This window comes from Paracoccus rhizosphaerae (genome assembly GCF_026162645.1).
Lineage (GTDB): Bacteria > Pseudomonadota > Alphaproteobacteria > Rhodobacterales > Rhodobacteraceae > Paracoccus > Paracoccus rhizosphaerae.
This window is the reverse complement of the sequence record NZ_JAOTBE010000033.1, coordinates 13,184-38,325: the sequence shown is the minus strand read 5'-3', so window position 1 is coordinate 38,325 and position 25,142 is coordinate 13,184. Positions and strand designations below refer to the sequence as shown.

19 protein-coding genes are annotated in these 25,142 nt (G+C 68.0%); 13 read left to right on the top strand and 6 right to left on the bottom strand.

Translation table 11 applies throughout. From position 1 onward, the window contains the following. Positions 1-308: 308 nt before the first annotated feature. On the bottom strand, positions 309-2,573 hold the full coding sequence (locus OC184_RS12450; RefSeq protein ID WP_265507509.1) for a methyl-accepting chemotaxis protein: 2,265 nt from the start codon (positions 2,571-2,573) through the stop codon (positions 309-311). A 183-nt stretch (positions 2,574-2,756) separates the two neighbouring features. Here OC184_RS12450 and OC184_RS12445 point away from each other — a divergent pair, with 183 nt between their 5' ends. Continuing rightward, a complete protein-coding gene (locus OC184_RS12445) occupies positions 2,757-2,945 on the top strand; it encodes a DUF3008 family protein (protein WP_265507508.1) in 189 nt (62 codons plus the stop codon). A gap of 32 nt (positions 2,946-2,977) precedes the next feature. On the opposite strand, the gene OC184_RS12440 is transcribed toward OC184_RS12445, so the two are convergent. Genes OC184_RS12440 through OC184_RS12425 form a run of 4 tightly spaced genes read right to left on the bottom strand, consistent with a single transcriptional unit; the run spans position 2,978 to position 7,812 of the window. Then, positions 2,978-4,036 (bottom strand): DUF1513 domain-containing protein, encoded by a 1,059-nt coding sequence (locus OC184_RS12440; RefSeq protein WP_265507507.1) that lies wholly within the window; start codon positions 4,034-4,036, stop codon positions 2,978-2,980. Continuing rightward, complete coding sequence (locus OC184_RS12435) at positions 4,036-5,007, bottom strand: imelysin family protein (RefSeq protein ID WP_265507506.1); 972 nt, start codon at positions 5,005-5,007, stop codon at positions 4,036-4,038. The genes OC184_RS12440 and OC184_RS12435 overlap by 1 nt, the downstream gene beginning before the upstream one ends. After that, on the bottom strand, positions 5,007-6,545 hold the full coding sequence (locus OC184_RS12430) for a di-heme oxidoreductase family protein (RefSeq protein ID WP_265507505.1): 1,539 nt from the start codon (positions 6,543-6,545) through the stop codon (positions 5,007-5,009). Before OC184_RS12430 ends, OC184_RS12435 begins: the two co-directional genes overlap by 1 nt. 7 nt (positions 6,546-6,552) lie before the next feature. After that, positions 6,553-7,812, bottom strand: coding sequence for an imelysin family protein (locus OC184_RS12425; RefSeq protein ID WP_265507504.1), 1,260 nt, complete (start codon positions 7,810-7,812; stop codon positions 6,553-6,555). Between the two features lie 274 nt (positions 7,813-8,086). On the opposite strand from OC184_RS12425, the gene OC184_RS12420 reads away from it, so the two are divergent. Together OC184_RS12420 and OC184_RS12415 are read left to right on the top strand one after the other, a co-directional pair. Continuing rightward, positions 8,087-11,623, top strand: a complete 3,537-nt coding sequence (locus tag OC184_RS12420; RefSeq protein ID WP_265507503.1) for a hybrid sensor histidine kinase/response regulator — start codon at positions 8,087-8,089, stop codon at positions 11,621-11,623. A 59-nt stretch (positions 11,624-11,682) separates the two neighbouring features. Further along, the gene (locus OC184_RS12415) at positions 11,683-12,039 is read left to right on the top strand and encodes a hypothetical protein (RefSeq protein ID WP_265507502.1); all 357 of its coding nucleotides are present in this window, start codon (positions 11,683-11,685) and stop codon (positions 12,037-12,039) included. 16 nt (positions 12,040-12,055) lie between these two features. Here OC184_RS12415 and OC184_RS12410 read toward each other — a convergent pair whose 3' ends face one another. After that, a complete protein-coding gene (locus OC184_RS12410; RefSeq protein WP_265507501.1) occupies positions 12,056-12,649 on the bottom strand; it encodes a DUF2585 family protein in 594 nt (197 codons plus the stop codon). 263 nt (positions 12,650-12,912) lie between these two features. Here OC184_RS12410 and OC184_RS12405 point away from each other — a divergent pair, with 263 nt between their 5' ends. The 10 genes from OC184_RS12405 to treY all read left to right on the top strand — a co-directional run bounded on the left by OC184_RS12405 (position 12,913) and on the right by treY (position 25,115). Further along, positions 12,913-14,004 (top strand): sulfate/molybdate ABC transporter ATP-binding protein, encoded by a 1,092-nt coding sequence (locus OC184_RS12405; protein ID WP_265507500.1) that lies wholly within the window; start codon positions 12,913-12,915, stop codon positions 14,002-14,004. Next, positions 14,001-14,993 carry a sulfate ABC transporter substrate-binding protein gene (locus OC184_RS12400; RefSeq protein ID WP_265507499.1) on the top strand — a complete coding sequence of 331 codons (993 nt, stop codon included), beginning with the start codon at positions 14,001-14,003 and terminating at the stop codon, positions 14,991-14,993. Before OC184_RS12405 ends, OC184_RS12400 begins: the two co-directional genes overlap by 4 nt. Then, positions 14,990-15,838 (top strand): sulfate ABC transporter permease subunit CysT, encoded by an 849-nt coding sequence (gene cysT / locus OC184_RS12395; RefSeq protein ID WP_265507498.1) that lies wholly within the window; start codon positions 14,990-14,992, stop codon positions 15,836-15,838. The genes OC184_RS12400 and cysT overlap by 4 nt, the downstream gene beginning before the upstream one ends. Continuing rightward, positions 15,835-16,683 (top strand): sulfate ABC transporter permease subunit CysW, encoded by an 849-nt coding sequence (gene cysW, locus OC184_RS12390; RefSeq protein WP_265507497.1) that lies wholly within the window; start codon positions 15,835-15,837, stop codon positions 16,681-16,683. The genes cysT and cysW overlap by 4 nt, the downstream gene beginning before the upstream one ends. Before the next feature lie 52 nt (positions 16,684-16,735). Further along, entirely contained in the window at positions 16,736-17,497 is a 762-nt protein-coding gene (locus tag OC184_RS12385) for a LamB/YcsF family protein (RefSeq protein ID WP_265507496.1), read from the top strand. Then, a complete protein-coding gene (locus OC184_RS12380) occupies positions 17,494-19,038 on the top strand; it encodes a 5-oxoprolinase subunit B/C family protein (RefSeq protein ID WP_265507495.1) in 1,545 nt (514 codons plus the stop codon). The genes OC184_RS12385 and OC184_RS12380 overlap by 4 nt, the downstream gene beginning before the upstream one ends. A 1-nt stretch (position 19,039) precedes the next feature. Beyond that, complete coding sequence (locus OC184_RS12375) at positions 19,040-20,791, top strand: acetyl/propionyl/methylcrotonyl-CoA carboxylase subunit alpha (RefSeq protein ID WP_265507494.1); 1,752 nt, start codon at positions 19,040-19,042, stop codon at positions 20,789-20,791. Positions 20,792-20,871: 80 nt separating this feature from the next. Then, positions 20,872-21,087 (top strand): hypothetical protein, encoded by a 216-nt coding sequence (locus tag OC184_RS12370; protein ID WP_265507493.1) that lies wholly within the window; start codon positions 20,872-20,874, stop codon positions 21,085-21,087. A gap of 93 nt (positions 21,088-21,180) precedes the next feature. After that, the gene (gene treZ, locus OC184_RS12365) at positions 21,181-22,875 is read left to right on the top strand and encodes a malto-oligosyltrehalose trehalohydrolase (RefSeq protein ID WP_265507492.1); all 1,695 of its coding nucleotides are present in this window, start codon (positions 21,181-21,183) and stop codon (positions 22,873-22,875) included. Further along, positions 22,872-25,115, top strand: a complete 2,244-nt coding sequence (treY, locus tag OC184_RS12360) for a malto-oligosyltrehalose synthase (RefSeq protein WP_265507491.1) — start codon at positions 22,872-22,874, stop codon at positions 25,113-25,115. Before treZ ends, treY begins: the two co-directional genes overlap by 4 nt. The last annotated feature ends 27 nt before the right edge of the window (positions 25,116-25,142 follow it).

The window sequence follows — 25,142 nt, the reverse complement described above, 5'->3', positions numbered from 1 at the left end:
CCTTGGACCGATGGCGGACCATGGCTGGCCCTCACGCCTTACAAATTCATCTGCAAGATCTGGACATCCGAGCCCCACAGATTCATCCTAAACCCGATCCACCAGATGCCGGGACTGAACATCTAGAGACGGACCGAGAACTATTGTGCTTCCTCTAGCGGTTCGGCGTGGCCAAATCGCGTAAATCCGCAGGCGGCGAGCATTGATCCGCTTAACAGCGTCGTCGGAAGGCGCTTGCCTCAAGCTGCGCTCGCTGAAGTCGATGCCGGACGGCCCATCAGCCGTCCGACTCAGTTGTCAAAACCCGATCAAAACTCGACCAGACGGGGACGGGCGACCGATGATCCGGCCCGCGCCTGCCTGGGCCGGGGGGCGAGGTCGTCGGCGGCCATCGCCTTGGGCTGCGGCGCCGGTATGTGCCGGTCCGGCGCGCCGGCGAACTTGAAGGTCCGGATCTCGCGCGACAGTTCCTCGGCCTGCTGTCGCAAAGAGATCGAAGAGGCCGTCGCCTCTTCGGCCACTGCGGCATTCTGCTGGGTGACCTGGTCAAGCTGATTGACACCAGTGTTGATCTCGGAAAGCCCGATCGACTGTTCGCTGACGGCGACAGAGATCCCGGCGATCTGCTCCGAGACCGAGGCGGCCTTCTGCAGGATCTGGTCCAGGCTCTGGCCGGTCCGACCGACCAGGGTCGACCCCGTCCTGACCTGCTCGGCGCTTTCAGAAATAAGCGTCCGCACTTCGCGCGCGGACTCCGCCGCGCGCTGCGCGAGGCCCCGGACTTCGGAGGCGACGACCGCGAAGCCGCGACCTGCATCCCCGGCCCGCGCGGCCTCGACCCCGGCGTTCAGCGCCAGAAGGTTGGTCTGGAAGGCAATGTCGTCAATGACGTCGATGATCCGGGAAATCTGCTCGGACGAGCGCTCGATCCGCTTCATCGCATCGACGGCATCGCGGACGACGGTGGCGCTGTCCTGGGCGATGCTGCGATTTTGGCTGCTGGCCTCCTCGGCTTCGCGGGCGCGTTCGGCGGTCTGGCGAAGGCTCTCGTTCATCTCGTTCAGGGCGGCGGCGGATTGCTCCAGTGTTGCAGCTTGGGTTTCGGCCCGGCTGGAGATATCGCCGGCGGCATTGCTGATCTCATCCGCGCTGCCGCGAACCTGCTCGGCGACGCCGGCGATCCGCTGGATCGTGCCGGACAGCCTTGCCGCCACGCTGTTGAAGGACTGGCGCAGCGAATCATAGGCTGCGGGGAAGGGATCGTGTTCCGGGCTGGGAATGTGATGGGTCATGTCGCCTGCAGCCAGCCGCTCCAGCCCGTCGCCGATCTTGCTGACGACATGGGTCTGGCTTTCCGCTTCGGCCTGTGCGGCGGCCGCCGCCTGAGCCTGGCTGGCGGCCGCTGCCGCTTCGAGCCGCCGCGCCTCGGCGGTGTTGTCGCGGAACACCGCCACGGCCGAGGCCATCGCGCCAATCTCATCGCCACGGTTCGCATGGGGGATCGGGGTGTCAAGTTTACCGTCCGCCAGCCGCTTCATGGCCGCGGTCATCGCCTCGATCGGGCGCGAAACGGCCTTGGCGCCCAGCCACAGCAGGACCAGCGCTGCCGCCAGCACCGCGGCGGCCAGCATGATCGTCATGTTCCGCGTCGCCGTGACATGCGCCATCACGGTTGCCCGGGGCACCGTCATCACCAGCGTCCAGGCGCCGTCAACGCCGTCGAAGTCCACGTTGCTAGTCATCATAAGCATCTCGTTGCCGCCGATCGAGACGTGACGCGGCGCGTCATCGCCGGCCATCCAACCCTGTTCATCCTGCGACAGCGTCTGACCAAGCCGGGCCGGATCGGAATGCGCGATCCAGGTTCCGGCATCGCTGACCAGCCCGATCTGGCCGTTGCCGAAGGGCCGCAGCTTCGCAATCCTGTCCGCGATGCCTTCGATCTGCATGTCGCCGGTCATGACGCCGATCTGCCGGCCGTTGTTCCGGATCACGCTGCTCAGCGTGATCAACACCACATCCTTGCCACCAGTGGTATAGGAATAGGGCGGCGTGATGGTCGAGCTGCCTTCTTCCAGCGGCCGCAGGTACCACTGAAGCTTGTCCGCCGGCCGCGTCATGTCCAGAACGTCAACTGCGACGGTCCCGTCAGCGTCGCGATAGTACCAGGGCGAAAAACGCCCCCGCGGATCAGAAAAAGGCTGGCCGATCCAGTCGCGGTCGCTGCCGGCACCACTGGGTTCCAGGGCCAAGGTGACGCCAAGAAGCCTGTCGTCCGTCATCAGCACCTTCTGGGCGATCTGCGCCAGGACGGTGCGGTCGCTGCCGGCGGCCAAGGCACCCTCGACCGCTGCGACGCCGGCGTCGACGATGCCGAGGATGCCGTTGACCTCCTGCTCGACGGTGACGTTGTATTCCCTGAGGTAAGCCCGCGCCCGCGCCTCGGCTTCCTCAAGCGAAGCGCGGCCCATGAGTGAGAGGGTCAGCGCGCTGACGACGATGACCGCACAGCTTGTCAGCGCCGCCGACGCGAGCGCAAGCTTTGTCCGGATGGATATGGACCCGATCTGCATATTCATTCTCCAAGCGTATGTTGTCGCCGGAGTTAGCAGAAACTTCTTTCGGGTCCGTTACCGCGGGCGCTTGGGCAGGGCCAGGAACAACTGCCCTGCGTTCCGGAACTGGAGTGGGCGTGGGATCGTTGCCTCGGTCAGCCGCGATCGCGGCCGGAACCTGTCGCGAAAGGAGGATGCGTCATGCCGGCAAAGTCTAAGGCACAGCAGAAGGCCGCGGGGGCCGCGTTGGCCGCCAAGCGCGGCGACATGAAGAAGAGCGACCTTCAGGGCGCATCGAAAAGCATGGAAAAGTCCATGTCCGAGAAAGAACTGCACGACATGGCCGCGACCAAGCGCAAGGGCAAGCCCCAGCACAAGTCGGACAGCTAGCCGCTGAATCCGCGAGTGGGGCCAAGCCGGGTTCAGGCCAACGCGACCAGATGGTTGTCCCAAGCGGGACCATCCTTCGACAGCAGCCGAAGGCCCGTCTGATCGCCCGACCACATCACGCCGCTTCCGTCGGTCAGCAGGAAGCCGTCCCCGTCGGGCGCCGCTCCGCAGATATCGGCGCGTGCATGGGTCGCCAGATGCGCCCCGTCGGCGTCGTGGATCATGACCACGCCGCCGCGGGGCGAGGTGATGGCGATCAAGCCGTTCGCCGCCATCGCAATCGATCCGGCATAGCCGCGCATCCGCATCGCCTCGGCGGGGCGGGGCGGGCAGAGCACGGGCGCTTGGCCCGGCTGCCACAGGCCCAGCAGGGGAACGACCTCGGCTGGATCACCTTCCCACTGCATGGCAAAGGCGACGCGTCCGTCGCGGCCAAGGGCCAGGTGCCTGATCGAGTTTCGTGACAGCTCAGGCGGCAGCTCGGCCAACTGGGCGATGTGCCCGTCGGCCGTCAGATGGGTCAGGTTCGGGCGCATGCTGTCGATGTTCAGCTTGCTTCGGTCTGTCGGGTCGGTGGCGATGCCCCCATTCGCCACGATCAGCGAGCCGTCGTCCCGCCGCTTGAGGTCATGCGGACCGATGCCGCCAGAGGCCCATTCGCCGATACGGCGAAAGCCATCGGTGTCCCAGATCCCGATGCGACCGGCCGAGCCTTCGGCGACCACCTCGGACGTGAACAGCGTCCGGCCGTCGGCGGAAAAGACGCCGTGACCGTTGAACTGGCGGCCTTCGGACGGCGACAGCCGGTGCCTGACCGAACCGTCCAGGCAGTCGAGCACCAAGGCGAAGGTCCCCGGCCGCCGCGCAAAGGCAACGGCCAGCGGGCGTTGTGGATGCGCTGCCGCCGCATGACCGCGACCGGGCAGATCGATCGCGAACAGGCTCTGCCCCGCCGCCGACAGCCCGTGAAGCACGAAACGCTCACCCTGCTTTCCGGCCGCCAGGCAGGCCGGCGCGCCGACATCCGCCCAGCTGGGCATCGGAAGCGTCAGGGCGGCCAGGCCCGCCAGAAAACTGCGCCGCGTCGCCATCAGTCGCCGTCCATCGCATTGAAGCCCGTCGTAACGCCAAGTGCCGGGCCAAGCTCGGCCAGGGCCTCTTGCCGGGCGGCATCGACCGCCTGCTGCAGGATCTCGACCTTCAGGCGTCCCTGCGGGGTCGCCGTTCCGGCCAGCACCGGGTCGGCCAAGGCCTCGGCCAGTTCGATCGCCCGGTCAAGCTCAGCCAGCGTCCGGGTCGCATCGCCTGACAGGGCGGCGACCATCTCTCGGATCGCCTGCAGCGACAGCGCCACGTTGCGCAGGCTGCGCCCCGAAGCAATGGCCTCGGCCCGTTCGGGGCGCGGCCGGTCGAAGCTGCCCAGTGGGCGCCCCAGGCGTTGGTCCTTGATGTATTCAAGCCCCGTCACGACCTGCGTGAACAGCAGCTGGCGCGCTTCGGCCTGCGACAGGAAGCGGGTGTTCCCGGTCTCTCCCGCGGAGAGAAGCAGCGGGCCGAAACCGTCGGCCCAGCCATTGCGCAGCTCGTCCGCCAGCCGGGCAAGATCACTGGCGGTGGCGCGGATCAACGGGCAGGTGTCGGAGGGCCAGGGCTGCGTCGGATAGAGAAGCCGCTCCAACCCGGTCAAGCCCCGTGCCGCGACCGACTGCTGGGCGAAGCTGTCGGGCTGAAGCCGCGAGGCATCGCCCTGCAGCAGGTCGCGCTGCGCCCGTTCGCCCATCGCCTTGGGGTCCGGCCAGAACGAGATCGCCAGCCCGCGCCCCTCTTCCTCCACCGGGCCGACGCGGATGTGCTGGATGCCCATCCAGCCATCATAGGCGGACTGGAACGCAGGGGCCAGTTCCCGTGGGTCGCAGCTTTCCTCGGCCGCGTCGGCCAAGTCCTCTGCCGCCTGCGCGAAGGCTTGGTGGCGCGGCAGGATGTGGTCGCCCACGACCTCGGCGACATCGGCCATCGCCGCCGAGGCGGCCAGCGAGGCGATCAGGAACAGGGGTCGGAACATCAAAGGCTCTCCAGAAAGGCCAGCAGGGCGTCGCGGTCGGTGGCAGATAGGGCGATGACGCCGTCGCGGGCGGGCGCGGCCTCTCCGCCATGCCACAGCAGCGCCTCAAGCAGGTTGCGGGCGCGGCCGTCATGCAGGAATTCGGTATGACCGCTGACGGCCTTGGTGTGGCCAATCCCCCACAGCGGCGGCGTGCGCCATTCGCGCCCCGTGGCCCGCCCCTCGGGGCGGTTGTCGGCCAGGTCTTCGCCCATGTCGTGCAGCAGAAGGTCGGTATAGGGCCAGATCAGCTGGAAGCTCTGTTCGGGCTGGTCCTGCAGGCGGTGGGTGACGTGCTTCGGTGTGTGGCAGTCGGCGCAGCCAAGTTCGTGAAACACCGCCTTGCCCCGCAGCACCTGCGGATCATCGACGCCGCTCCGTTCGGGCACGGCCAAGTTGCGGGCATAGAAGGCGACAAGGTCCAGGCTCGGGCCATCGACCTCAAGCCCGTCGCGGATGCCGGGTTCCTGGCCCACGGGCGCGGCCAGGCAGGCGGCCTGCGCGGCCGTGCAGTCGCCATGCGGGTGCGGACGCAGCGGGTTCGACAGGCCCATGTCGCCAGCAAAAGCCTCGGCCGACTGGTCGAGAACCGTCGGGTTGCCCGCCTTCAGGCCGAAGCGCCCCAACATGGGCACACCGTGGTGCGTGGACATCACGATCTGCGCCCGGCCCGAGATGCCGTCGCCGTCGGCATCATCGGGGTCGGCCCTCGCCAGGATCTCGGCCACCGGGATCGCCTCGAGCAGGCCCAGCCCGATCATCTGAGGCGCGATGCGCGGCGACAGCATCGCGTCCGCCGCCAGCGGCCCGTCCGCAAGGTTGCTGATGTCGTAACGCGGCACCCTCAGCGACACGGCCGACCCGTCCAAGAGCGTCACGGGACGTTCGTCATAGCTCACTTCCAGCTTGCCCTCGGCCTTCAGGCCGAAGGTCGCGAAGTCCTGCAGCTGGCCGCCATAGGTCGGGTCGGGGCTGGTCGGCAGCCATTCCTCGATACCGTCGGGGGCGTCGCCGCCGGGCACCGACAGCCGCAGGAACATCGACACGCGCGTATCGTCTGGCCCCGCCGGCACATGTCCGCGCCCATCCTTCAGGTGGCAATCCTGGCAACCCCGCGCGTTGTAGATCGGCCCCAGCCCGTCCGAGGCCAAGGTCGACGACGGCGAGGCAACCCAAGTCTTGCGGAAAAGCGCGTTGCCCAGCTTGAAGTCCATCTCTCGCGCGAAGGGCATGTTGGCCGAGGCCTGGCTGAAGGCGTCGGCGCTGTCGCGCGCGCGGGTGGTGGCGGCGCCGCCCGGATTGGCCTCGAACGGCTCGGCCTGGTCGAAGTCCGTGGGTGGCGCCAGGATCGCCCTGATCCGTTCGGTCTCCTCGGGCGTGCGGGGGATCACGTCCAGGTGTCGGTCGTCCAGGCTCTGGCCCAGGGCAGGCGCGGCCAGCAGCGCCAGCAGCGCCAGCGCCAGTGTCGTTCTTCCGGAAAACCACCGCGCCGTCGTCATGGCGCCCTTACTGGAACACCGCCGTCGGGTTGTCGAGGCTGTCAGACCCCGCAACCGCCAGACCGGAGAGGCCCAGGACCCCCACCGCCCGCTCGATCGAGGCCGTCTGCGTCACCAGCGCATCCACGGCGCCCATGATCAGGGCTTCGCCCTCGGCATTGCCGGCCTGAAGCATCTGGTCGTATGCCATGCCCCCCTCGGCGGCGGTCTTGATCTCCATCAGCTTGCTGACCGAGGCATCCAGTTCCGCGCGCAGCTGCCGGTCGACCTCGGGGTCCTTCTCCGCCACAAGGTCAGCCAGCGAGGGGCCGGTCAGCTTGGTCCCGTCGGTGCGGGCATAGGTGCCCAGGTAGACGTTCCGGATGCCCAAGCCGTCGTAATAGTGGCTGTTGGGGGTGTTGTCGGAAAAGCAGTCATGCTCTTCCTCGGGGTCGTTCAGCATCAGGCCCAGCTTCATGCGCTCGCCAGCCTGCTCGCCATAGGACAGGCTGCCCATCCCGGTCAGCATCGCCAGAAGGCCCGCCTGGGGATCGGCGGTCACGGCCTCGCGTCCCTCGCCACCCTCGGACCAAGCCGCGACCATCTCCTCGAGGTCGCTGACCAGCAGGTCGGTCGCAGCCTTCAGATAGGCGGCGCGGCGGTCGCAGTTCCCGCCGGTGCAGCCCTCGCCCTGCACGAAATCGGTATGGGGCCGCTGACCCGCGCCGGGACCCGTTCCGTTCAGGTCCTGGCCCCACAGCAGGAACTCGATGGCGTGATAGCCAGAGGCGACGTTCGCCTCGACGCCGTCGGCCTCGTGCAGGGTCTCCGAGATGAGCTCGGGGGTGATACGTGTTGCGTCGATGTCGGTGCCGGACAGGGTGAAGCGCGGCGTGGCGATGACGTTCAGGCCCGCCAGGTCGTTCTCCTCGTTTTGGGCCGAGCCGTCGGCGACATAGTCGATCAGCCCCTCGTCCAGCGGCCAGGCATTCACTCGACCTTCCCAGTCATCGACCACCGGGTTGCCGAAGCGGAACACCTCGGTCTGCTGATAGGGGACGCGCGCCGCCAGCCAGGCCTGCCGCGCGGCGGCCAGCGTCTCCTCGGACGGCTCGGCGATCAGCCTATCGACCGCAGCCCGAAGATCGCGTGCCGCCTGAAGGCTGTCCGTATACTCGGCCTGCGCCATATCGGCATAGTGCGATACGACCGCGGCGGGATCGGCGGCCAGCGCAGGCGTGGCGACCAGCGCCGTGGACAGAAGGACAGAGGCAAGACGGCGTTTCATCGCAAATCCCCATAATAACGTGTCGTGGCGGCCTGCAGGCGCAGCACCCGCGGTCGGCGAATTCCGGCCTCCGTCTAGCGCGTCCGCACCCTGCCTGTATAGTTGATTCTTTCGGTCAGGCGTCTATGGCTCGTGGCGGCGGTGGCTGTGAGACTTGACAAATATCAACAATCTTCGACCTTTCCGGTCGCGCCATTCCCTCCGGACCGGCTTGCAATAGGTCGCGCTTTACCGGATCAACAAGCGATTGTCCCCTGCGGATTGAAGGATCGGAATGAACGACGGGATCGACCGCAAAGCCTTTCTGAACGTCCCGGGAGAGGCGTCTCGACTTGTCGCGTCCTTCGACTGGTCCGCCACGTCACTGGGTGAGATGGACCGATGGCCGGTGGCCGTCACGACCGTGATCGGGACCATTCTGCGATCTCCCTCGCCCATGACGACGCTTTGGGGCGACGAAGGGGTGATGATCTACAACGACAGCTATGCGCGTGTCGCCGGAAGCCGTCACCCTGCCGTGTTCGGCATGCCGGTCCGTGAGGCCTGGCCGGAGGTTGCTGACTTCAACGACCGGATCATCAGGACCGTTCTGGGCCGGGGCGAAACAGTGTGTCTGAGGAACCAGGAACTGGTGCTCGACCGCGGCGCTTCACCGGCGCCGGCTTGGCTGGACCTGGACTTTTCCCCCATCATCGGCGAGGACGGCGAACCACTGGGCGTGCTGGCCGTGGTGTCCGAAAAGACCGACCACGTCCTGGCCGACCGGCGGCTGCAGGACGAACGGCGCCGCCTGCAGCAGATGCACGAGAACTCGCCATCGCTGATGGCGATGCTGGAAGGACCCGACCACCGCTTCGTGCTGCTGAATCCCGCGTTCCGAAAGGTCATCGGCGGCCATGACGTGTTGGGCCGCACCATGGCCGAGGCACTTCCCGAGGCGGTCGCCCAAGGATACCTGGCCCACCTCGACCGGGTGTTTGCCACCGGCCAGGCGCTGGAGATGGACGGCGCCGTCTATGACGTCGGCGGTGGGCCGGATATCGGGCAGCGGCGCTATCTTGACTTCGTCTACCAGCCGGTGACGGACGCACAGCAGAAGGTCACGGGGATCTTCGTCACCGGTGTCGACGTCACCGAACGCACGCTTGCGCAGAACGCCATCCGCGACCAGAACACGCAGTTCCACACCCTTGCCCAGGCGATGCCGAACCACGTGTGGGCCGCGGCGCCCAATGGGCAGTCCGACTGGTTCAACGACAGGATGACTGGCTATACGGGCCGCAGCCTGGGCCAGTTGGAAGGAGATGGCTGGCTGGACGCGATCCACCCCGAAGACCGCGCCGCCGCGATCGCCTGCTGGGCCGATGCGGTCGCCACCGGCCGGAATTACGAGACCGAATTCCGCATCCGCCGCGAAGATGGCGAACACCGCTGGCACCTTGTCCGGGCCCTGCCGATCCGCCACGACGAGGGCCACATCATCCGCTGGATCGGGACGAACACCGACATCCACGGCCAGAAGATGGCCGAGGCGCAGACCATGCAGGACCGTGACCGCCTGTGGAACCTGTCGCAGGAACTGATGCTGGTCTGCGACACGGCCGGGGTCATCACCGCAGTCAACCCCTCGGCCGAGCGTCTTCTGGGCTGGCCGGAACACGAACTGCTGGGCAAGCCGCTGACCGGCTTCCTGCATCCCGACGACGTCGCCCCCACCGTGGCCGAACTGGAGGGCCTGTCGCGAGGAGAGCCGACGCTGGCCTTCGAAAACCGCTATCGCTGCAAGGACGGCAGCTATTGCCTGCTGGACTGGACGGCGGTGCCAGATGGCGGGCGGATCCACGCCGTCGGCCGCGACATCACCCGAGAGCGCCTTCTGGCGCGCGAACGCGAACGGATCTGGACGGTCTCGCCCGTCCTGCAGATGATCGGCGACCGGACAGGCCGCATCGCCGCCGTCAACCCGGCCTGGACCCAGCTTCTGGGCTGGACGGCAGAGGAGACCGCCGGCCGGGTCGCACTGAGTTTCGTCCATCCCGACCATCGCGAAGACGTGCTGGCCGTCCTGCGCCACCTGACGGAGCAGCCGCCATCGGGCTTGCCCGCCGAGCCCCTGCAGGCCACGCTGGTTGCCAAGAACGGTGAACATCGGCATGTCGAATGGACCATCGTCTCGGACAGCGACACGATCTACGCCTTCGGACGCGACATCACGGCCGAACGCGAAACCGCCGCCGCCCTGGCCAGCAGCGAAGCCGCCCTGCGCCAGGCCCAGAAGATGGAGGCGATCGGACAGCTGACCGGCGGGATCGCGCATGACTTCAACAATCTTCTGCAGGTGATCGGCGGCAGCCTGCAGCTGCTGTCCGGAAACCCCGCCAACGACGACAAGGCGCATCGGCGCATCCAGATCGCGATGGAGGGCGTGGCCCGCGGATCGCGGCTGGCCTCGCAGCTTCTGGCCTTCGGGCGCCGCCAGCCGCTGGCGCCCAAGGTCGTCAACCTGGCGCGCCTGATCCCAGAGCTTGACGAGATGCTGGGCCACGCCGTCGGCGAGGCCGTGCAGGTCGAGACCGTGCTTTCGCACGATCTTTGGAACACGCTGATCGACCGCAGCAACCTTGAAAACGCGCTTCTGAACCTGGCGATCAACGCCCGCGACGCGATGCAGGGGCACGGCAGGCTGACCATCCGCGGCGAAAACGCGGAACTGGACGGCATCCGGATCGGCGACCATCCGGGTCGCGTTTCGGGGGAATATGTCATGCTGTCGGTGTCGGATACCGGCAGCGGCATCCGCCCCGAGATCATCGACAAGGTCTTCGATCCGTTCTTCTCGACCAAGCCCGAGGGCAGGGGGTCGGGCCTCGGGCTGTCGATGGTCTATGGTTTTGTGCGCCAGTCGGGGGGGCATGTCAAAATCGACAGCAGGGTCGGCGTCGGCACGACGATCACGCTCTATCTGCCGCGGAACGAGCGTCCCGAGGATGAGATCAAGGGCCGTGATGCCGGCCCCGTCACCGGCGGGACCGAAACCATCCTGGTGGCCGAGGACGACCAGGGCGTGCGCGAAACCGTCGTCGAGACGCTGCGGGACCTGGGCTACAACGTCCTTCAGGCGCCCGATGCGCTGGCCGCGCTGGCGATCCTGGAAAGCGGCGTCCATGTCGACCTGCTGTTCACCGACGTCGTCATGCCGGGGCCGATGAAGTCAACCGAGCTTGCGCAGCTGGCCGAGGCGCGAATGCCCCAGCTCAGGATTCTGTTCACCTCGGGCTATGCCGAGAACTCGATCGTCCATGCGGGGAGGCTGGACGAGGGGGTCGAACTTCTCAGCAAGCCTTACGGCCGCGAGGATCTCGCCCGGAAGATCCGCCAGCAATTCGCCAACCGCGAGGAAAAGCGGATGCAGGCCCCGCAGCCTGCGCCTGTCCCCGAATCTGAACCTGCCGCCGGGCTGAACATCCTTCTGTGCGAGGATGACGTCCTGATCCGCATTTCGGTCGCTGACATGCTGGCGGATCTGGGCCACAACGTGGTGCAGGCCGGGACCGCGCGCAAGGCGCTGGAGCTGTTGTCGCGCAGCGCGGTCGATCTGCTGCTGACCGATGTCGGGCTTCCGGACATGCCCGGCAACGACCTGGCCCGCATCGCGCGCGAGGACAACCCCGGCCTGCCGCTGATCTTCGCCACCGGACATTCCGAGGTTCCGGGCTTTGCCCTGGACGACCGCACCCGGCTGCTTTCGAAGCCTTTCGACGACATCGCCCTGGCGGCGGTGATCGGCGCCATGGACCTGCGTGGCCGCTGACGGCGGGAACATCGCGCCGTCTTCCCCGTTCCATGGGGGCCGCAAAGAAGGAGGCCGCGATGATCCCGCCCAGAAGCCATGCCATGCTGGATGCCGCCTCGGCCGTGGGTCTGGTGCTGCTGCCGCCCCTGCTGACGCGCACCCGGCCCTTCATGCGCCGCCGCCTGGCGGCAGCGGGCGCCGTGGTCGCGGGATACAGCCTGATGACCCGCTATGATCGCAATCAGTCGCGGCCGCTGTCGATGAGCACGCATCGCGCCATCGACATGGCGCAAGGCGCGGCCTTCTGTATCGCGACCGGACGGGTCGACGATGCGCGCCTGCGCCGGGGGATGGTGGCCTATGGCCTGTTCTCGCTGGCCGCGGCGGCGTTGACCGAGGACGGACCGCATCGCAAGAGCGCGTTCCGCGACTGACAGCGGCCTGGCGACGTTAGCTGAGGCCGGGAATCGCGCGCAGCGTGGCGATGATGAAGCCGTCACCGATCCAGAGCGACAGCGAAAGCTCGACCACCAGCGCCCCCAGTAGGACCACCGGAACCGGCAGGACCCGTGCCAGCCCCGCGCCCAGCACCGCCGCCACCGTGTCCGCCGTGGCGTTCACTAGGCTGTCCCCGTGATATGCCAGCGGATCGCCAGCGTCATAATTGAACAGCTGCACGATCATGGGCAGGTTCTCGGCCAGTTCCCAGATGGTGCTGCTGACGACGATGGTCATCAGCAGCGTCCAGCCGGTCCAGCGCGGCCGCAGCCGCATCAGCCCCAGGGCCAGAAGCGCCCCGAAGACCACGTGCAGCAGCGTATAGGGGTCGAGCATTACCTGAGAGTTCAGCCTGGGCTGTGACGGCACCGCCCAGATGCGCCCGCAGTCGCATCCCAAAGGCCGGTCGAGCCACAGGAAGAACGCCAGCTTCGCCACCATTGCCGCAACGATCGCAGCGACCGCCGCGCTTCGCGTGATGCCGCGACTGGCGCGTGGCGGGAGCTCGGAGACGTCCGGCAGGGTTGGGATGGGATCGCTGCTCATCGCGGGCAGATTAGGGCAGCGGGTGGCGGTGGCAAGGGCTGCCGTGCCGGGTGCGACAATGCGGAAATAAGAACATGCGCCTTGCTGGGAGGGCCCCCTGCGGAACGGCGTTCGGCCCCGCCGCCAAAGCGGCTGATCGACGTTGCGGCGTCGCCTGTTTCCGTGGAATGCGGGTCCGGTGCGCAGGCTTGCCCAGCCGGTAGGCGGGGCTTGCCGGGTGCCGATGCGCTGGCTAGCTGACGACGTGTCAAAGGGGGCGCGCCATGTCGATCACGATCAGCGGAATGACCAAGCGGTTCGACCGGACCGAGGTGCTGCAGGGTATCGACCTCGACGTCGCCGACGGAGAACTGGTGGCGTTGCTGGGGCCGTCGGGGTCGGGGAAGACGACGCTCCTGAAGATCATCGCGGGGCTGGAATGGCCGGACTCGGGGCGGCTGCAGGTCGCTGGCCAGGACTGGCTGCAACTGGCCGCGCGCGATCGGCGCATCGGCTTCGTCTTCCAGCACTATGCGCTGTTCCCGCACATGAGCGTGCGCGACAACATCGCCTTCGGCCTTGAGGTCATGCCCCGCGGGCAGCGGCCTTCGCGCGCGCAGATCGCGGCCAAAGTTGATGAGCTGATGGCTTTCCTGCAGATCGACCAACTGGCCGACCGCTATCCGGCGCAGCTGTCTGGCGGCCAGCGCCAGCGCGTGGCGCTCGGCCGGGCGCTGGCGATCCAGCCGCGCGTGCTTCTGTTGGACGAACCCTTCGGTGCGCTGGACGCCGCCATCCGCCGCGACCTGCGCCGCTGGCTGCGTGGGGTTCACGAGGCGACCGGATCGACCACCATCTTCGTCACCCACGACCAGGAGGAAGCGTTCGAGCTGGCCGACCGGGTCGTCGTGATGGGAGCGGGCCGGATCGAGCAGATCGGTCACGCCGACGACATCCATGACCACCCCGCCAGCCCCTTCGTCGCCCGCTTCATGGGCGCCACGGTCGAACTGCCGGTGACGCTGGCCGCCGGTCGCGCCACCGGGCCCGGGCTTGACCTGTCCGCGCTGCCGCGCCGTGCGCTGCCCGACGGGCCGGCGCGGATTTTCGCCCGACCCGCCGACATCCGTGCCGTGCCGGACCCCGCCGCCTGCTGGACCGTCAGCAGCCTGGGCAGCACCGGCGCCGAACTGCACCTGACGGCCACCAAGCCCGATGGAACCGAGGTCGAGGTCCAGATGCCCCGCCGCGGCGCCCCCGCCCTGTCCCGCGGCGCCCCCGTCGCCCTGCGGATCGAGGCCGCGGCCGTCTTCCCCGACAGCCGCCGCGACCACGCCGCCCCCGTCCTGCCCTTGCGAAAGGAAATCGCCCGATGAAACTGCCCCTGATCGCCTCGGCCATCGCCCTGACCCTGGCCGGTCCCGCCGCCGCGCAGGACAAGCTTCTGAACGTCAGCTATGACATCGCGCGCGAGCTGTTCGAGGCGCTGAACCCCGCCTTCGCCGAACACTGGCAAGAGGAAACCGGCCGGACCATCACCATCGACATGTCGCATGGCGGATCGTCCAAGCAGGCCCGCGCTATCCTGGAAGGGCTGCCGGCTGACGTGGTGACCTTCAATCAGGAAACCGACATCGACGTGCTGGCCGATGGCGGCCTGCTGCCCGAGGACTGGCGCGACGCCTTCCCGAATGGCGCCTCGCCCTATTATTCGCTGCCGGCCTTCCTTGTGCGCGAGGGCAACCCGAAGAACATCGAAGATTGGGACGATCTGGCGCGCGAAGACGTGGCGCCCATCTTCCCCAACCCCAAGACCAGCGGCAATGCACGCTATACCTATCTGGCGGCCTATGCCTATGCGCTGGCCCAGAACAACGGCGACGAGGCGGCGGCACAGGACTTCGTGCGCAAGATCTTCGACGGCGTGCCGGTATTCGACACCGGCGGGCGTGCCGCCACGCAGACCTTTGCGGAACGCGGTATTGGTGACGTGCTGGTGACCTTCGAGGCAGAGACCGGCCAGATCGCAGAACAATACGCTAGCGAAGGCTTCGAGCGCGTCACCCCGTCGATGAGCCTCTTCGCCGCCTTTCCGGTCGCCGTCGTGGCCGAGAATGCCGAGGACAACGGCACCACCGACGTCGCGCAGGCCTATCTGGAATGGCTCTATACCCCCGAGGCGCAGCGCATCCTAGCCGAGCGCGACTATCGCGTCACCGACGAGGCGGTTGCAGCCGAATACGCGGACGCCCAGGCCCCGGTCGAACTGGTCACCGTGGACGAGGTCTTCGGCGGTTGGGATGCGGTCAGCGAAAATCACCTGGCCAGCGGCGGCATCCTTGACCAGGTCTTCGTGAACCGATGATCGCTGCGGCCGCCCCCATCCGCGCCAGGCGCGTCCTGCCGGGCTTTACGCTCAGCCTGGGGACGACGCTGCTCTATCTGGTGCTGATCGTCCTGATCCCGATCGCGGCGCTGATCCTGAAGGGGGCCGAGATCGGCCCCGCCGCCTTCTGGGCCATCGTCAGCAGCGACCGGGCGGTGGCGGCCTTTCGCATCACGCTGACGGCGGGGGCCATCGCCACCGCCTTCAACGCCGCCTATGGGCTTTTGATGGCCTGGGTGCTTGTCCGCTATGACTTTCCGGGCAAGCGCCTGCTGGACGCGCTGATGGATATCCCGTTTGCGCTGCCCACGGCGGTCGCGGGCCTGTCGCTGACCGCGCTGTTTTCCGCGAACGGCTGGTTCGGGTCCGTGCTGGACGCGGCCGGGCTGCAGGTCGTCTATACGATCTGGGGCATCGCGCTGGCGATGGCCTTCACCTCGATCCCCTTCGTGGTCCGCACCGTCCAGCCGGTGCTGGAGGATCTGGACACCTCGCTGGAGCAGGCGGCCGAGACGCTTGGCGCGCGTCCTTGGCAGATCTTTTCCCGCGTGGTCTTCCCGGCGATCCTGCCCGCCTGGCTGGCCGGCTGCACCACGGCCTTCGCGCGGTCGCTAGGCGAATTCGGCGCCATCGTCTTCATCGCCGGCAACCTGCCGTTCGAGACCGAGATCGCGGCCCTACTGGCCTATATCCGGCTTGAGGAATACGACTACAACGGCGCGGCCGCCATCGCGCTGGTGCTGCTGGCCTTCGCCTTGGTGCTGCTGATCCTGTCGAACATCCTGCAATCCTGGGCCGCCCGCCACCGCGAGGCCACCAGATGAGCGTACAGCCCCTGATCGCCCCCGACGCCACGCCGCACCCCGGCCGTCCCGCCCGAACCGGCGGTGCGCGCCTGCTGGTGGGGCTGGCCGTCGTCCTGACGCTGCTGATCGTGGTGGCGCCGCTGGCCTACATCTTCGTGCGCGCCTTTTCCGAGGGCTGGCAGGTCTATGCCGCCAACATCATGGACCCCGACACGCTGCACGCCATCTGGCTGACCAGTCTGATCGCAGTGATCGTGGTGCCGCTGAACATCGGCTTCGGCATCGCGGCCGCCTGGGCCATCGCCAAGCACCGCTTTCCGGGGCGGGGGGCGCTGGTCACGATGATCGAGATTCCGTTCTCGATCTCTCCGATCATCGCGGGCATCTGCTACCTGCTGCTTTATGGCCGGCAGGGGCTGCTGGGGCCGTGGCTGCGAGAGATGGACCTGCAGGTGGTCTTCGCGCTTCCCGGCATTGTTCTGGTGACGATGTTTGTCACCGCGCCCTTCGTCGCCCGAGAGGTGCTGCCGCTGATGCAGGCGCAGGGGACCGACCAGGAACAGGCGGCCGTCACGCTAGGCGCATCGGGCTGGCAGGTGTTCCGCCGGGTGACGCTGCCCAACATCAAGTGGGCGCTGCTTTACGGCGCAGTCCTCTGCACCGCCCGGGCGGTGGGTGAATTCGGCGGCGTTTCCGTCGTGTCCGGCAGCGTTCGTGGCCAGACGAACACGCTGCCCCTGCATGTGGAACTGCTGTTCAACGACCTGAACACCGTCGGCGCCTTTGCCGCCGCATCGACCCTGACACTGATCGCGCTGGTCGCGCTGGCCCTGAAGACGGCGCTGGAGGCGCGGCGCGGCTGAGGGCCTTGACGCCCCCCGGCGAAGCCCCGATCCTGCCGCGAAAGGGGGGCACGTGACCACGATTGACCTGAACAGCGACCTGGGCGAAGGCTATGGCGCCTGGCGTATGGGCGACGACGCGGCGATGCTGGGCATCGTCAGTTCGGCCAACATCGCCTGCGGATTTCACGCCGGCGATCCGGCGGGGCTGTTGGCGACGCTGCGCGAGGCGGCGCGGCGCGGAGTGGCTGTGGGCGCGCATGTCAGCTATCCCGACCGCGTGGGCTTCGGCCGCCGCGCGATGGATGTCGCACCTGACGATCTGAAGGCCGACGTCATCTATCAGATCGGGGCGCTGCAGGGGCTGGCGCGGGCGGCGGGCACGCGCGTCAGCTATGTCAAGCCGCACGGCGCGCTCTACAACACCATCGCCCATGATGCGCGGCAGGCCGATGCGGTGATCGCCGCGGTGCTGGTGGTCGATCCGGGGCTGGTGATGATGGGGCTCGCGGGCGCGCCGGTCTTGGACCGCGCCCGAACCGCCGGGCTGCGCGTCGTGGCCGAAGCCTTCGCCGACCGGGCCTATGGCCCTGACGGCACCCTTGTGCCGCGCAGCGCTCAGGGCGCGGTACTGGACGACCATGATGCCATTGCCGCACGCATGGTCCGGCTGGCCACCGAAGGCGTTGTCGAGGCGCAAAATGGCACCCCGCTGCGCCTTGGCGCCGACAGCATCTGCGTGCATGGCGACAGCCCGGGCGCGGTCGCCATGGCCGGGCAAATCCGCGCGGCATTGGCGGCGGCCGGCGTTCGGATCGCCGCATTCGCCCTATGATCCGCTATCTGCCGGTCAGCCCGCGCTGTCTGCTGGTCGAGTTGCCGGACCTGAATGCAACGATGGCGCTACACGATGCCCTGGCCGCCGATCCTGTGGCAGGGGTTGCCGAAGTTGTGCCGGCCGCCCGCACGCTTCTGATCCGGACGGCACCGGGCGTCGCCGCCGATGCGGCGCTGGCACGGGCGATCCGCGCCCGGCTGTCCGCCCCCGCGCGGCCGCGGGACCGGCCGACACGGACCATCGATCTGCCTGTCACCTATGACGGCGAGGACCTTGATGAGGTCGCGCGCCTGATGGACCTGTCCACCGCCGAGGTGATCGAGGCGCATCAGGCTGCCTTGTGGCAGGTCGCCTTCTGCGGCTTTGCGCCGGGCTTTGCCTATATGACATGCGACGATCCGCGCTTTGACCTGCCGCGCCGGGCGGAACCGCGACAGCGGATCCAGGCGGGCTCGGTCGCGCTGGCCGGCCGGTTCTGCGGCATCTATCCGCAGCAGACGCCCGGCGGTTGGCAACTGATCGGGCGGACCGATGCGCCGATGTGGGACCTGGATCGCGATCCGCCAGCGCTGCTTCAGCCTGGCCTGCGGGTGCGTTTCGTGACCGGCCGGATACAGCGCCCGTCCGCCGCGCCGCTTGAGCGGCAGACGGTGCAGGGGCTGCGGGTGACGCAGGCGGCCTTTCCGATCCTGGTGCAGGACCTGGGTCGTCCGGGGCAGGCGGGGCAGGGGGTCAGTGCCTCGGGGGCGCTTGACCGGGGGGCATTGCGCCGCGCCAATCGGGCGGTTGGCAACCCGCCCGGTCTGCCCGCGCTCGAGATCACGCTTGGCCCCGTCGCCCTGCTGGCGGAACAGCCGATGACGCTGGCCCTGGCCGGCGCCGCGACGGCAAGTGTGCGGGGGCGGCCCGTCGCACCCGGCGCGGCATTCGCTCTGGATGCTGGCGACACCGTCCACATTTCCGCGCCCGCGGCGGGCATGCGCAGCTATCTGGCGGCGCGGGGCGGGTTCGACGCGCCGCAGGTGCTGGGATCAGCCTCGACCGACACGCTGGCGCATGTGGGGCCGCCGACCCTGACGGCGGGTGACGCCATTGCGCCGGCGGACCTGCCCGCCCAAGCCGTTACCGATCCAGAACCTGCCCCCGACCTGCCGGCGGCGGGCGATCTGGTAACCTTGCCGGTGACATTGGGACCGCGGACGGACTGGTTCGACGACGACACCGTCGGCAGCTTCCTGTCCCAGGACTGGCAGGTGACGGCGCAATCTTCGCGGGTCGGCATCCGCTTGGCCGGTGCGCCCCTTCGACGGCAGGACCAGGTCGAGCTGCCGTCCGAAGGGTGCGTGGCCGGCGCCATCCAGGTGCCGCATTCCGGCCAGCCCGTGCTGTTTCTGGCCGACCACCCGCTGACCGGGGGCTATCCGGTCATCGCCACCCTGCATCCCGACGCGCTGGACCTTGCGGGGCAACTGCCGCCGGGTGCGCGCGTGCGGTTCACTGCCCTGGCACCGTTCGCCCCCATTGATCTGGAAGGCTGACATGACGATTTTCGACGACACGCCCCTGCGCCCGATCTCTCGGATCCTGATCGCCAACCGGGGTGAGATTGCGGTCCGCATCATCCGCGCCTGCCGGGACGAGGGGATCGCCTCGGTCGCCGTCTATGCCGAGCCGGACCGGGACGCGCCGTTCGTGGCCCTGGCAGACGAGGCGTTCCCGCTGGAGGGATCGCGTCCCGCCGACACCTATCTGGACGCCAACGGCATCCTGGACATCGCGGCGCGCGCAGGTGTCGACGCCGTCCATCCCGGCTATGGCTTCCTGTCGGAAAGCGCAGGCTTTGCCCGTGCCGTCCAAGACGCGGGCCTGATCTGGATCGGCCCCGATCCAGAGGCCATCGAGGCCTTGGGCGACAAAATTCGCGCCCGCGAAATCGCCCGCGCCGTCGGCGCGCCGCTTGCCGCCGGAAGCGACGGCCCGGTCGCCAGCGCGGCCGAGGCGATAACCTTCGCCCGCGACCACGGGCTTCCCGTGGCGATCAAGGCAGCGTTCGGCGGCGGGGGCCGTGGCATGAAGGTCGCCTGGACCCTGGACGAGGTCGAGGAGCGCTTTGACAGCGCCGTCCGAGAGGCCGTGGCCGCCTTTGGTCGCGGCGAATGCTATGTCGAGCAGTTCCTGGACCGTCCCCGCCATCTCGAGGTGCAGGTGCTGGCCGACCGGCACGGCACCGTCAAGGTACTGGGCACGCGCGACTGTACGCTGCAACGGCGCAACCAGAAGCTGGTCGAGGAGGCGCCCGCCCCGTTCCTGACGCCGGACCAGCAGGACCGCTTGATCACCGCGGCCCGCAGCATCTGCGCCCAAGCCAACTATTGCGGTGCCGGCACGGTCGAGTTCCTGATGTCTGAGAGCGGCACGATCTCGTTTCTGGAGGTGAACACGCGCCTGCAGGTCGAACATCCGGTAACCGAGGAAACCACCGACATCGATATCGTCAGCGCGCAGATCCGGGTGGCGCAAGGGGCGCGGCTGATCGACGACAGCATGCCCGATCCGCGCGGCCATGCCATCGAATTCCGCATCAACGCCGAAGATTCCGGCCGGGGCTTCCTGCCGACGCCGGGGCCGATCACCGTCTGGAGCCCGCCAGAGGGGATCGGGGTCCGGCTGGACAGCGGCGTCGCGCAGGGAGGGACAGTGCCCAGCCAGTTCGACTCGATGATGGCCAAGCTGATCGTCTGGGCGCCGGACCGGTCGCAGGCGCTGGCCCGTGCGGTCCGCGCCCTGGCCGAGTTCAGGGTCGAGGGCGTGGCCTCGACCGTTCCATTCCATCGCCTGGTGCTGACCGCGCCCGAGTTTCGTGACGGCCTCTCGGTCCATACCCGCTGGATCGAAACCGACTTCGCTGCCCGACTGGCGGCCGCCATTCCGCCCGGACCGCGCGTGACGCCGCCCGATGAGATGCCGCTTCTGCGCGTCCCCATCGAGATCGACGGCCGGCGCCACATGCTGGCGCTGCCCCCCGGCATCCTGGCGGCGCCGCCGCCGACGCAGCCCGAGAAAGCCGAGACAGGCGCGGACGAGGTGTCGGCTCCGGTCTCGGGCACGCTATCGTTGTGGAAGGCCGCCGATGGTGCCGAGGTGCAGGCGGGCGACGTCATCGCAGTCGTCGAGGCGATGAAGATGGAGACGACCGTCACGGCCCCTCGGTCGGGGCGGCTGACGCATCTGCAGTCCGAGGGCGCCTCGGTTACAACCGGAAGCAGAGTCGCGCATCACCGCGTCAAATGACGCAGGGCTATAGCGACGACCTGTCCAAGTTGCTAAGCTTCATGGGTTCAGAGTTCGTGCCTGTGTCAAGAGGTCTCCCCATGAATCAGCCCTCCGGCGGAATTCCGCCCGGTGAAGGTGTTCCCGTCGTCCGCGCCAGGTTCACCCTGAAGACTCTGTGCAACCTGCTTGTCGTCTTCGAAGCCACAGACGAGGACGACGCCGTGCTGGTCGAGCTGGGCGCCGACGGCATCTGGGTGATCACCGCCGACGGCCAACGGATCTTCGTGGGCGCGCGTCACGCGTCAGACGCCTGACCGCGGGCAGCACGCGCCGGGGCTTTTTGCATGACCCGTGGAACGGTCGCGGCCCGCTTGTCATTGAGCCCGGAATGGCAGGAGATACGATCGATGACGCACGGCTTCTGGGGCACCGTCCAGGGTGACGGTGAATGCACCTTCCGGCTGTGGGCACCGCAGGCATCCCGGGTGGAACTGGTCCTGAACGGCCAGCCGCGACCGATGGATCGGCAGGAGGGCGGGGTCTGGACGCTGAAGACCATGGCAGAGCCCGGCGACAGCTATCTATTCCGCATCGGCGGCCAGGACATGCCCGATCCCGCAGGCCATCTGCAAGCGGGCGACGTCCATGGCCCCTCGGTCGTCACCGCGCCCGACCGGTTCGACTGGCGGGCCGACTGGCAGGGCCGCCCTTGGGACGAAGCCGTCATCTACGAACTGCACGTCGGCTGCTTCACCGAGGAGGGCACGTTCAACGCCGCCGCGAAGCGGATGAGCTATCTGGCGGACCTGGGGTTCACCGCCGTCGAACTGATGCCTGTCGGCCAGTTTCCGGGACAGAGGGGCTGGGGCTATGACGGCGTCCTGCCTTTCGCGCCGCATCCCGCCTATGGCACGCCCGATGATCTGAAGATGCTGGTCGACGCCGCTCACCAGGCGGGGCTCATGGTCATCCTCGACCTGGTGATGAACCATTTCGGGCCGGACGGGGCGTGGCTGCACCATTCCTCGCCCGATTTCTTCAACCCTGACCGGCAGACGCCCTGGGGCGCCTCGATCGACTTTTCGCAGGATGCGGTGCGCGACTTCTGGGTTTCCTGCGCGCAGCACTGGCTGGTGGAGTATCGCATGGACGGGCTGCGGCTGGACGCGGTCCACCAGATCTCGGGCCCGGGGGCGGACGGCTTCATGGCCGATCTGGCAACGTCGGTCCATGCCCTGTCGCCCCGCCGCCACCTCATCACCGAGGATGAGCGCAACATCCCCGACCTGCGCGAAAAGATGGGCTATGACGCCACCTGGAACGACGACTTCCACCATGCCGTCCATGTCGCCCTGACTGGTGAATCCGACAGCTATTACGCCAACTTCGCCGTCGATCCGATCGGCGATCTGGCGCTGGCCTTGTCGCGGGGCCATATCGAGGAAGGCCAGCCGCGCGCCAGCGAGGAGCGGCGCGGCAAGCCCTCGGGGCACCTGTCGCCAACCACCTTCGTAAATTCGACGCAGACGCACGATCAGGTCGGCAACCGCGCCCATGGCGACCGACTGCTGACGCTGGCCGACCCCCAGGCGGTCGCGGTCATGCACGCCCTGCTGCTGGTGTCGCCCTATATTCCGATGGTCTTCATGGGCGAGGAACGCGGTGAGACGAACCCGTTCCAGTTCTTCGCGGATTTCTCGGGCGATCTGGGCGCGGCCGTCCGCAAGGGACGTGCGGCCGAGTTCGCCGGGATCGCGGCCTTGGGCGATGCCGTTCCCGACCCCCTGTCGACGAAGACCTTCCAGAGGTCGAAGCTGGGCTGGAGAGAGGACGGGCCGGCACAATCCTGGCTGGACCTGACCCGCCGCGCGCTGGCCTTCCGCAAGCGCCACGTGGTTCCCCTGCTGAAAAGCGGCCTGCTGTCGTCGGACGTGACGCGGCCTGAGCCGCAGCTGCTGCACGCTGAATGGCGGTTCGAGGGTGGCAGGCTTGCCCTGTCGCTGGCCCTGGGCCAGCCGGACCCCGCGCCGCTACAAGATCCCAACCTGCATTTCGGCCGTCCCGACGCGCCGTATTCTCTGACCGTGAAGGCCCTCGCATGAGCATGCAGTTTCCGACAGCCACCTGCCGCATCCAGTTGCGGGAGGGGTTCGATTTCGATGCGTTGCGGCAGCGGCTGGATCAGATCGTCGGCCTGGGGGTCTCGCACCTCTATCTTTCGCCGATCTTCACGGCGACGCCAGGGTCCACGCACGGATACGACGTGACGGACCCGACCGAGATCGACCCCGCGATCGGCGGGCGAGAGGGCTTCGACCGGCTGGCCGCGGCCGCGGCGGAACGGGGGCTGGGCGTCATCCTGGACATCGTCCCGAACCACACGGCCTTCACGCCGCTGAACCCGTGGCTGGCAGATGTGATGCGCCACGGCCATGCCAGCCGATACGCCCGGTATTTCGACATCGACTGGCATGCCGGTCCGCTGGTCCTGCCTTTCCTGGGCGAGCCGTTCCGCAAGATGCTGAGGGATGGCGCGTTCCGCATCCAGGGCGACGCTTGGATGGTCGGCGACATGGCAATCCCGATGGCGCCGGGCAGCGCCACGACCGACGATCTGGACGTGCTGCACCAGGCGCAGCACTGGCGGCTGGTCCATTACGAGAAGGAACGCGACAGCATCACGCATCGCCGCTTTTTCAACGTCACCGGCCTGATCGGTATGCGGGTCGATGATGAGCGCGTCTTCGACGACACACACGCGCTGATCTTCGATCTCGTGCGGTCGGGGCAGGTGCAGGGGTTGCGCGTGGATCACATCGACGGCTTGGCCGATCCGGCGACATACCTGGACCGCCTGGCCGACCGTCTGCCGGACACGCCGGTCTGGGTCGAGAAGATCCTGGTCGGCGACGAAACGCTGCCCGAGGATTGGGCCACCGTCGGCACCACCGGGTATGAGGTCGCGCGCCTGATCGCCCGGATGCTGACACCGGCCGAAGGAATGCACCGGTTGGACGGCATCTGGCGGGACGCGACGGGTGACATGTCAGCGTTCCGCGACGTGCTGGCGCAGTCGAAGCGAGAGGTCCTTGACCACGAGCTTGCGGCCGAGCGTCTGCAGCTGGTGCAGCTCGCGGCCGCGGCGCTGGACGGCCGGGCCGAGGCCGAGCCGGGCCCCGAGACGCTGCGCGAGGCCGTGACCGAATTGCTGGTCGCGATGCCGCGTTACCGCACCTATGTCGCCGGCGGCAATGCCAGCGACGACGATCGCCGGCTGATCGCCGAGGTGGCGCACCAGGCGGCGCGCGGCCTGCGATCTGACTTGGTGGTCCGGCTGCTGGCGAATGTGTGGGGGGATCCGCATTCGCGGGCGGATCAGGCGTTCGTGACGCGGCTGCAACAGGTCACCGGTGCGCTGCTGGCCAAGTCGCAAGAAGACACCGCAGGCTTCCGCTGGACCCGCTATCTTCCCGCGAACGAAGTCGGCGCCGAACCTGATGAGCCCGGGATCTCTCAGGCAGAGGCAAATTCTATCATGGCGCGGGCGCGGCCGTCCGACATGGTGCTGACATCCTCTCACGACACGAAGCGGTCCGAGGATACGCGGATGCGGATGGTGGCGATCAGCCATCTTCCCGACGACTTCCACGCCCTGTGGCACGCCTCGCAGAACCTGCCGCAGGCTGAGGGCGTCGATCCGCGCTGGCGCTGGTACATCGCGCAATGCGCGCTTGGGCTGTACGGCGCACCTGACGCGGCCGACCGGCTTGGCGCGCATCTGCAGAAGGCCATGCGAGAGGCGAAGGAAACCAGCTTCTGGACCCGGCCCGACCAGAAGGCCGAGGACGCGGCGGCAGCCTTCGGCGAAGGCCTGCTGGCGCAGTGGTCCGATGCGCCGCCCGAACTGTCGCGCCTGCTGTCGCGGGGCGACACGCTGATCCTGGCGCAGCTGCTGTTCAAATGCGTGATGCCGGGCTTTCCCGACATCTATCGCGGCACCGACGGGCTGTTCCTGGCGCTGACCGACCCGGACAACCGCCGCCCCGTGGACTGGCAGGCCCTTGCACGGCTGCACGAAGCCTCGGCCGAGACCGACGAAAGCACCCGCAAGGCGCACTGGACGCGGACGCTTCTGTCGCTTCGCGAGAAACAGCGCGGCTTTCTTGCCGACGCCTCATCCGAAGTGCGGATCGACGAGACCGGGGTCGCGCTGGACCGCCGCCTGGGGGACCAGCGGCTGCTTGCGCGGCTGGAGATGCCGGGCGCCGAGCCTGGCGAGGGACATCGGATGCTGGACTGGTCCGCGCCCGATGGCTGCCGCATCAGCCTGACCTTCGGCTAACTTTTGACATGCGGCGGAACAACTTGA